General features: G+C 73.2%; 6 protein-coding genes. 1 reads left to right on the top strand and 5 read right to left on the bottom strand.

The features are described from left to right. A partial coding sequence (locus tag CCN51_RS01635) for a nucleotide-binding protein (protein ID WP_107425889.1) occupies positions 1 to 2,614 on the top strand: 2,614 nt, incomplete at its 5' end. Positions 2,615 to 2,731: 117 nt separating this feature from the next. On the opposite strand, the gene CCN51_RS01630 is transcribed toward CCN51_RS01635, so the two are convergent. The 5 genes from CCN51_RS01630 to infB all read right to left on the bottom strand — a co-directional run. Next, positions 2,732 to 3,715 carry a bifunctional riboflavin kinase/FAD synthetase gene (locus tag CCN51_RS01630; RefSeq protein WP_014175995.1) on the bottom strand — a complete coding sequence of 328 codons (984 nt, stop codon included), beginning with the start codon at positions 3,713 to 3,715 and terminating at the stop codon, positions 2,732 to 2,734. Between the two features lie 381 nt (positions 3,716 to 4,096). Then, positions 4,097 to 5,020 carry a tRNA pseudouridine(55) synthase TruB gene (gene truB / locus CCN51_RS01625; RefSeq protein WP_014175996.1) on the bottom strand — a complete coding sequence of 308 codons (924 nt, stop codon included), beginning with the start codon at positions 5,018 to 5,020 and terminating at the stop codon, positions 4,097 to 4,099. Further along, the gene (gene rbfA, locus CCN51_RS01620; protein ID WP_014175997.1) at positions 5,017 to 5,547 is read right to left on the bottom strand and encodes a 30S ribosome-binding factor RbfA; all 531 of its coding nucleotides are present in this window, start codon (positions 5,545 to 5,547) and stop codon (positions 5,017 to 5,019) included. The genes truB and rbfA overlap by 4 nt, the downstream gene beginning before the upstream one ends. Positions 5,548 to 5,619: 72 nt before the next feature. Then, positions 5,620 to 5,916 (bottom strand): DUF503 domain-containing protein, encoded by a 297-nt coding sequence (locus CCN51_RS01615; protein ID WP_014175998.1) that lies wholly within the window; start codon positions 5,914 to 5,916, stop codon positions 5,620 to 5,622. Between the two features lie 123 nt (positions 5,917 to 6,039). Continuing rightward, positions 6,040 to 8,610 (bottom strand): translation initiation factor IF-2 (gene infB, locus CCN51_RS01610; protein ID WP_107425887.1); only part of this gene is annotated, 2,571 nt, incomplete at its 5' end.

The following is an 8,610-nucleotide window of genomic DNA, read 5'->3' as shown; positions in this document are numbered from 1 at the left end:
GCGCAGCGAGGCGGTGGAGAACCGCAGGGTGCCCTCGCTGCGCCGCGACATCGCCGAGCGCAGGGCCAAAAGCACCGAAGAGGCGGGCGCCGTGCCGCCTGAGGGCCAGGGCGCCGAGCCCGGGCCTCAGGACGCGCCGCCCGCCGGGCAGCCGCCGCAGTCCGGCCGGCAGCCCGCCGCGTGGGCCCCGCCGGCCGCTCCGCAGGCCGGTCTGCCCCCGCTGCCCCCGGACTTCCAGCCCGCAGCGCCGGGTGGCGGCGCACAGCCCGCCCAGGGCGCGGCGTGGCCGTCCCAGGGCGCTGCTGCCGCGGGTCCGGGCGCACCTGTTCCGCAGCAGCGTACGGACGCCCCGCAGCAGGCGCCCGGCGCGACCGGCGGGCCCGCTGCGGACGGCTCGTTCGTACAGCAGGCCGCCGCGTGGCCGCCGCCGGCCCCGGGCACCGAGGGGCAGCCCGCCCCCGGCACCCCGACCGATCCTCAGGCCCCGGCGTCCCCGCAGCAGGGTGGCTACGGCTTCCCCGGCCCGGCCGCCGGACCGGGGAACCCACAGCAGCAGCAGCCGCAGGGCCAGGGCGCACAGGGACCCGCCGCACCCCGCCCGCAGGGCCAGCCGGGCGGCTACGGCTTCCCGCGCCCCGTTGACAGCACTCCTGTCGACGGCACCCCGGTCGCCGGGCAGGCCGTACCGCCCCAGGCCACGAACGCGCCTGGCCCGCACGGCGCCGTGCCGCAGGGCGGTCCGGCGCAGCCCGGCCCTGACAACCGTGGTTACGGATATCCGCAGCCCGGAGCCCCCGTTCCGAATCCCGCACAGCCCACGCCCCCGGCCGTCGGCCAGGCCCCGGCGTCCCCGCAGCAGGGTGGCTACGGCTTCCCCGGCCCGGCCGCCGGACCCGGGAACCCACAGCAGCAGCAGCCGCAGGGCCAGGGCGCACAGGGACCCGTCGCACCCGGCCCGCAGGGCCAGCCGGGCGGCTACGGCTTCCCGCGCCCCGCCGACGCCACCCCCACCGGTGGCACTCCTGTCGGTGGCACCCCCGCCGCCGCACAGACCGGGCAGACCGGGCAGCCCGGCGCCGCCGCGCCCGGCCCCCAGGCCGTTTACGGCTACCCGCAGCAGAATCCGCAGGACGGCTACGGCTACCCGCGCCCCGGCGAGGCCGCGAACACGCCCAGCAGTGACAACAACGACTCCCCCCTCGACCCGCGCACCGGCGGCTGGCCCGTCATCAGCCCGGAGCAGCGGCAGCGCCCGGCCACGGGCGGCGCGGGAGCCCCGCTCGGCTACACCGCCGCGGTCGAGCTGTCCTCGGACCGGCTGCTCCGCAGCAAGCAGAAGCCCAAGAAGAACAACAACAGCGGGCCCTCGCGGTTCAAGATCGGTGGCCGGAAGGAGGAGGCCGAGCGGCAGCGCAAGCTCGAGCTGATCCGTACGCCCGTCCTGTCCTGCTACCGCATCGCGGTGATCAGCCTCAAGGGCGGCGTGGGCAAGACCACCACGACCACCGCTCTCGGCTCCACCCTCGCCAGTGAGCGGCAGGACAAGGTCATCGCGATCGACGCCAACCCGGACGCGGGCACGCTCGGCCGCCGGGTGCGCCGCGAGACGGGGGCGACGATCCGCGACCTGGTGACCGCGATCCCGTATCTCAACAGCTACATGGATATCCGGCGGTTCACCTCGCAGGCGGCCTCCGGCCTGGAGATCCTGGCCAACGACGTGGACCCGGCGGTCTCGACGACCTTCAACGACGAGGACTACCGCCGCGTCATCGACGTGCTGGGCAAGCAGTACCCGATCATCCTCACCGACTCGGGCACCGGCCTGCTCTACAGCGCCATGCGCGGGGTCCTCGACCTCGCCGACCAGCTGATCATCATCTCCACCCCCTCCGTGGACGGCGCCAGCAGCGCCAGCACCACCCTCGACTGGCTCTCCGCCCACGGCTACGCCGATCTGGTCTCGCGCAGCATCACGGTCATCTCCGGGGTCCGGGAGACCGGCAAGACGATCAAGGTTGAGGACATCGTGTCGCACTTCGAGACCCGGTGCCGGGGCGTGATCGTCGTGCCGTTCGACGAGCATCTGGCGGCGGGCGCGGAAGTGGACCTGGACATGATGCGGCCCAAGACGCGGGAGGCGTACTTCAACCTCTCCGCCATGGTCGCCGAGGACTTCGCCCGCGCGCAGCAGGCACAGGGGCTGTGGACGGCGGACGGCAGCCGGCAGCCGCCTCAGATGGCTCCGCCGCTGCCGGGGCAGCAGCACGGCGACGCGTACGGGCAACAGCCCCAGCAGCCGTACCCGCAGCAGCACCAGCCCCAGTACCCGGGACAGCCGGGGTACCCGCAGCCCGGACAGCCACAGCCCGGGTATCCGCAGCCCGGCCAGCCCGCCCAGCCCGGTTACCCGGGTGCGCCGCAGCAGGGCTGGCAGCAGCAGCCTCAGCAGAACCAGCAGCCCTATCCGGGCGCGGCGCAGCCGGGTCAGCAGGGCCAGCAGCCTGGCCAGGCAGCACAGCCCGGACAGCCCGCTCAGCACGGCCAGCAGCCGGGACAGCCCGGGCAGCCGTGGCAGGGCTGGCAGCAGCAGCCGGGCGGGCCCCAGGGCTGAGCGCGGCGCCGACGAGGCAGACATGAAGACGCCGGACGGGCTGGATCCAGCCCGTCCGGCGTCTTCGTCTTCGTCTTCGTCGTTCGGTCGCCGCCTACGCCGCCGCAGCAGACGGCGTCAGCGGCTGTCGCCGACCCGGAAGGCGGCCTCGGGGGAGTCGGCCGCCTCGACCAGTTCGCGGGCCCGCTTCACATCGACCGCCATGCGCTCGAGCAGGGCCTCGATGGACGAGAACGTCTCCTGGCCGCGCAGATAGGCGAGGAAGTCCACCTCGACGTGCAGGCCGTACAGGTCCAGGCCCACACGGTCGATCGCGTACGCCTCGACCGTGCGCTCCGTACCGTCGAACTGCGGGTTCGTGCCGACCGAGATCGCCGCCGGCATGGCCTCGCCCTGGGCGGTCAGCCAGCCCGCGTACACCCCGTCGGCCGGGATCGCGGTATGCGGCAGGGTCTCCAGGTTGGCCGTCGGGAAGCCCAGCTCGCGCCCGCGCTGGGCGCCGCGCACCACCACGCCCTCGACGCGGTGCGGCCGCCCCAGGACCTCCATGGCCCCCGCGACGTCCCCCTCGGCGACCAGTCGGCGCACCAGGGTGGAGGAGAACGGCTCGCCGCCGCCCGCCGCCCCGCGCTGGTACAGGTCGACGACCTCGACCTCGTAGTCGTACGTCGTGCCGAGCTCCTGCAGGAACGCGACGTTCCCGGCGGCCTTATGGCCGAAGCGGAAGTTCGGGCCCTCCACCACGGCCCGCGCGTGCAACTTGTCGACCAGCACCTTCACCACGAAGTCGCCGGGCGACAGCCGGGAGAACTCCGCCGTGAAGGGCAGGATCAGCACCGCGTCCACGCCCAGCCCGGCCATCAGCTCGGCCCGCCGGTGGTGCGGGGCGAGCAGCGGCGGATGGCTGCCCGGCCGCACGACCTCGCTGGGGTGCGGGTCGAAGGTCACCACGACCGCCGGTACGCCCAGCTCACGAGCGCGCGCCACCGTACGGCTGATGATCACCTGGTGTCCCCGGTGCACCCCGTCATAGGAGCCGATGGTGACGACGCTGCGTCCCCAGTCCTCGGGGATGTCCTCCAAGCCACGCCAGCGCTGCACTGTGCCCGCTCCTCGCCCGAACTCATGTCTGTCCACTTCGCAGGTCTAAGACTGCCATGTCGTCGGCGTACGCTTCGCATCGGTCGGCACGACAAGCCGCCCCGACCGGCGTCCGTGCAGGTGGCAGCGGTGCCCACACATCGGAACGCGCCCCCTTCCGCTCCCGCCGACCATCCTGAGCGCCTGCCCGATGGGGTGAATTCGGGCGTTGGGGTGGACAGAGACCCTAGGGGGGTAAAGGGGGCGCGACGCACCGCGGAACGGCGAAGGCCGCCCCGCGGTGCGGAGCGGCCCAAGGGGACCACAGAAATCCCCAGGCCAGGAGCCCCGGGCAGCATGCACCGGCAGCACGCCGCAGGCAGCGCGCCCCCGCAGGCAGCCTCAGGCGAACACGGCCAGGCTCTTCGCCTTGCCCTTGTGCTCCTCCACCAGGGCCAGAAAGCGCCCCTCCGGCCCGAAGACCGCCACGGGCCCGGTCTCCTCCCGCGCCGGCATACCGATCCGTACACCGTTGCCCAGCAGCCGGGCCCGGTCCTCGTCGACGTCCCAGCGCGGGAAGGCGGCGGCCGCGGCGTCGGCGATGGGCATGACCTGAAGGGACTCCTCCAGCTGCGGCAGCGTCCTGGCGGCGGCCAGCCCGTACGGACCGACCCTGGTGCGCCGCAGCGCGGTCAGATGACCGCCGACGCCCAGCCCGGCGCCCAGGTCGCGGGCCAGCGCCCGGATGTAGGTGCCCGAGGAGCACACCACGTTGACGTCCAGGTCGAGGACGGGGGTGCCGTCCTCCGCCTTGGCCTCGCGGTGCGCGTGGAGGGTGAAGGACGACACGGTCACCGGCCGCGCCGGGATCTCGAAGTCCTCGCCCTCCCGCGCCCGTGCGTAGGAGCGCTTGCCGTCGATCTTGATCGCGCTGACCTTGGCGGGCACCTGCATGATGTCCCCGGTCAGCGCGGCGATCCCGGCCTCGACGGCCTCGACTGCGGTCAGAGCCGTCCCGGCGACGCCGGCGGAGGAGGTGATCTCCCCCTCCGCGTCGTCCGTGACGGTCGTCTGGCCGAGCCGGATGGTCGCCGAGTAACCCTTCTCGGTCAGCGCCAGGTGCCCGAGCAGCCGGGTGGCCTTCTCCACGCCGATCACGAGCACGCCCGTGGCCATGGGGTCCAGCGTCCCGGCGTGGCCGACCCGCCGGGTCCCGGCGAAGCGGCGCATCTTGGCCACGACGTCGTGTGAGGTGAAGCCGGCCGGCTTGTCGACGATCACCAGGCCGTCCGGGGCCGTGGAGCCGGCCCGTCCCTTGCGTGTCATGCGTCCGAGGAGCCCTTGCCGTCGGTACGGGCGCCGTCGGTCCGGGCGCCATCGGCGGCGCCAGGACCCTCGGCGGCCTCCTCGGCCTCCGCAGCCTCCTCAGCGTCTTCGCCGGGCTTCCGGTACGGGTCGGCGTCACCGGCGTACGTGGCGCCCGAGGACGTCTCGCGCACCTGGGCGTCCGCCGCCTTGGCCTTGGCCAGCAGGTCGTCGATCGTCCGGGCGTTGTCCGGCAGCGCGTCCGGGACGAACGTCAGGGACGGGGTGAAGCGCACCCCGGTCTGCCGGCCGACCTCGGACCGCAGCACGCCCTTGGCGCTCTCCAGGGCCGCCGCGGAGGCCACCCGCTCCTCGTCGTCGCCGAGGACCGTGTAGAAGACGGTCGCCTCCCGCAGGTCACCGGTGACCCGGGTGTCGGTGATCGTGACGTAGCCGAGCCGCGGGTCCTTGATCCGCCGCTGCAGCATCTCCGCGACCACGACCCGGATGCGGTCAGCCAGCTTGCGTGCCCGCGCGGTGTCGGTCATGCGTCTTCTTCTCTCTTCTTCGGTTCGACAATCGGTGGTCGGGGACGCTCAGGCGCCTCGGCCGGCCCTGCCTCACTCGTCGTGAGTGCCGTGGAACCGGCGCCGCACCGACAGCAGTTCCACCTCGGGCCGTGCGGCGACCCAGCGCTCGCAGCGGTCGAGTACGTCCGTCAGATGGCTCGCGTCCCCCGAGACCACCGCGAGGCCGATCTCGACCCTGCGGTAGAGGTCCTGGTCTCCGACCTCCGCCACGCTGACCGCGAAGCGGCGGTGCAGTTCGGCGACGATCGGGCGGACGACGGAGCGTTTCTCCTTGAGCGACCGTACGTCGCCGAGGAGCAGGTCGAAGGACAGCGTCCCTACATACATGCAGTCCGGGTCAAGCCACCCGTGGGGCCTTAGGTGTGCAGGCTCTTCAAAACCGTACACGCAATGGCCGGGGCCGATCGACGGAAATACTCCGCCGACCGGCCCCGGATGAGCAGCAGCGCGTCAGCCGCGCGGCTTCTCGCGCATCTCGTAGGTGGCGATGACGTCGTCGATCTTGATGTCGTTGTAGCTGCCGAGGTTGATACCGCCCTCGAAGCCTTCGCGAATCTCGGTGACGTCGTCCTTGAAGCGGCGCAGACCCTCGATGTTGAGGTTCTCCGCGATGACCTTGCCGTCGCGGATGAGGCGCGCCTTGGTGTTCCGCTTGACCTCGCCGGAGCGGATGAGCACACCCGCGATGTTGCCCAGCTTGGACGAGCGGAAGACCTCGCGGATCTCCGCCGTACCGAGCTCGACCTCTTCGTACTCCGGCTTCAGCATGCCCTTCAGGGCCGCCTCGATCTCCTCGATCACCTGGTAGATGACCGAGTAGTAGCGGACGTCCACGCCCTCGCGCTCGGCCATCTGCGTGGCACGCCCCTCGGCGCGCACGTTGAAGCCGATGACGATGGCGTCGGAGCCCGTCGCCAGGTCGATGTCGGTCTCGGTGACCGCACCCACACCGCGGTGCAGCACGCGCAGGTCCACCTCGTCGCCGACGTCGAGCTGGAGCAGCGAGGACTCCAGGGCCTCGACCGAACCGGACGCGTCGCCCTTGATGATGAGGTTGAGCTGCTGCACCTCGCCGGCCTTGAGCACCTTGTCCAGGTCCTCCAGCGACACCCGGCGGGTCCGCTTGGCGAAGGCCGCGTTGCGCTCACGCGCGGCGCGCTTCTCGGCGATCTGGCGGGCGGTGCGGTCCTCGTCGACGACGAGGAAGTTGTCGCCCGCGCCGGGGACGTTGGTGAGACCGAGCACCAGGACCGGGGTCGAGGGGCCCGCCTCATCCAGGGCGTTGCCGTTGTCGTCGAGCATCGCCCGGACGCGGCCGTACGCATCGCCGGCGACCATCGTGTCGCCGACCCGCAGGGTGCCGCGCTGGACCAGCACGGTGGCCACGGCGCCGCGGCCGCGGTCGAGGTGCGCCTCGATCGCGATGCCCTGCGCGTCCTGGACGGGGTTGGCCCGCAGGTCGAGCGAGGCGTCGGCGGTGAGGACGACGGCCTCCAGGAGGGCGTCGATGTGCAGACCCTGCTTGGCGGAGATGTCGACGAACATGGTGTCGCCGCCGTACTCCTCGGCCACCAGGCCGTACTCGGTCAGCTGACCGCGCACCTTGGTCGGGTCGGCGCCCTCGACGTCGATCTTGTTGACCGCGACCACGATCGGCACATCGGCCGCCTTGGCGTGGTTCAGCGCCTCGACCGTCTGGGGCATCACACCGTCGTTGGCCGCCACCACGAGGATCGCGATGTCGGTCGACTTGGCACCGCGGGCACGCATGGCGGTGAACGCCTCGTGACCCGGGGTGTCAATGAAGGTGATCTTCCGGTCCTCGCCGTTGACCTCGGTGGCGACCTGGTAGGCACCGATGTGCTGGGTGATGCCGCCGGCCTCGCCCGCGACGACGTTCGTCTTGCGGATCGCGTCCAGCAGTCGGGTCTTACCGTGGTCGACGTGACCCATGACGGTCACGACCGGCGGACGGGAGACGAGCGCTTCCTCGCCGCCCTCGTTCTCGCCGAACTCGATGTCGAAGGACTCGAGAAGCTCGCGGTCCTCCTCCTCCGGGCTGACGATCTCGATGTTGTAGTTCATCTCGTCGGCGAGGAGCTGCAGCGTCTCGTCGGAGACGGACTGCGTCGCGGTGACCATCTCGCCCAGGTTGAACATCACCTGGACCAGGGACGCCGGGTTGGCGTTGATCTTCTCCGCGAAGTCGGTGAGCGAGGCACCCCGCGACAGCCGGACCGTCTGGCCGTTGCCGCGCGGCAGCATCACGCCGCCGATGGACGGGGCCTGCATGGCCTCGTACTCCTGGCGACGCTGCCGCTTCGACTTACGGCCACGACGCGCCGGACCGCCGGGACGGCCGAAGGCGCCCTGCGTGCCACCACGGCCACCGGGACCACCCGGACGGCCGCCGAAGCCGGGACGGCCACCGCCGCCACCGAAGCCACCGCCGCCACCGCCACCGCCGGGACCACCCGGACGGCCTGCGAAGCCGGGACGGCCAGCGCCGCCACCGCCGCCACCGGGACGACCGGCGAAGCCGCCGCCGCCGCCGGGACGACCGCCGCCGCCACCACCGGGACGACCGGCGCCGCCGGGACCGCGACCGCCGCCGCCACCGGGGCCCGGACGCGGGCCCGCGGCGGGACGCTGCGGCATCATGCCCGGGTTCGGGCGCGGGCCGCCGCCGGGACGGGGACCGCCACCCTGGCCGCCCTGCGGACGCGGCATCCCGCCCGGGGTCGGACGGGGACCGCCGTGGCCGCCGCCGTGACCGCCACCAGGGCCTCCGGCAGGACGCTGCCCGCCACCCTGGCCGCCCTGCGGACGCGGACCGGCGCCGCCCTGGCCGCCGGGGCGCGGGGCGCCGCCGGGACGGGGCGCCTGCGGGCGCGCCATGCCGGTGGAGCCGCCGGAGGTGAAGGGGTTGTTGCCCGGACGCGGACCGGCCGGACGGGGACCGCCCGGACGCGGAGCGCGCTCGCCGCCGGGACGCGGAGCGCCGCCGGGACGACCGCCGCC

The organism is Streptomyces milbemycinicus (genome assembly GCF_002154605.1).
GTDB classification, from domain to species: Bacteria; Actinomycetota; Actinomycetes; order Streptomycetales; family Streptomycetaceae; genus Streptomyces; species Streptomyces milbemycinicus.
Note: the sequence above shows the minus strand (reverse complement) of the source record. Positions and strands in the feature narration are given on the sequence as shown.

Excerpts from the sequence above, each read along its gene's own strand:
- truB (WP_014175996.1), bottom strand. The coding sequence starts at position 5,020 with ATGACACGCAAGGGACGGGCCGGCTCCACGGCCCCGGACGGCCTGGTG.
- rbfA (WP_014175997.1), bottom strand. The coding sequence starts at position 5,547 with ATGACCGACACCGCGCGGGCACGCAAGCTGGCTGACCGCATCCGGGTC.
- CCN51_RS01615 (WP_014175998.1), bottom strand. The coding sequence starts at position 5,916 with ATGTATGTAGGGACGCTGTCCTTCGACCTGCTCCTCGGCGACGTACGG.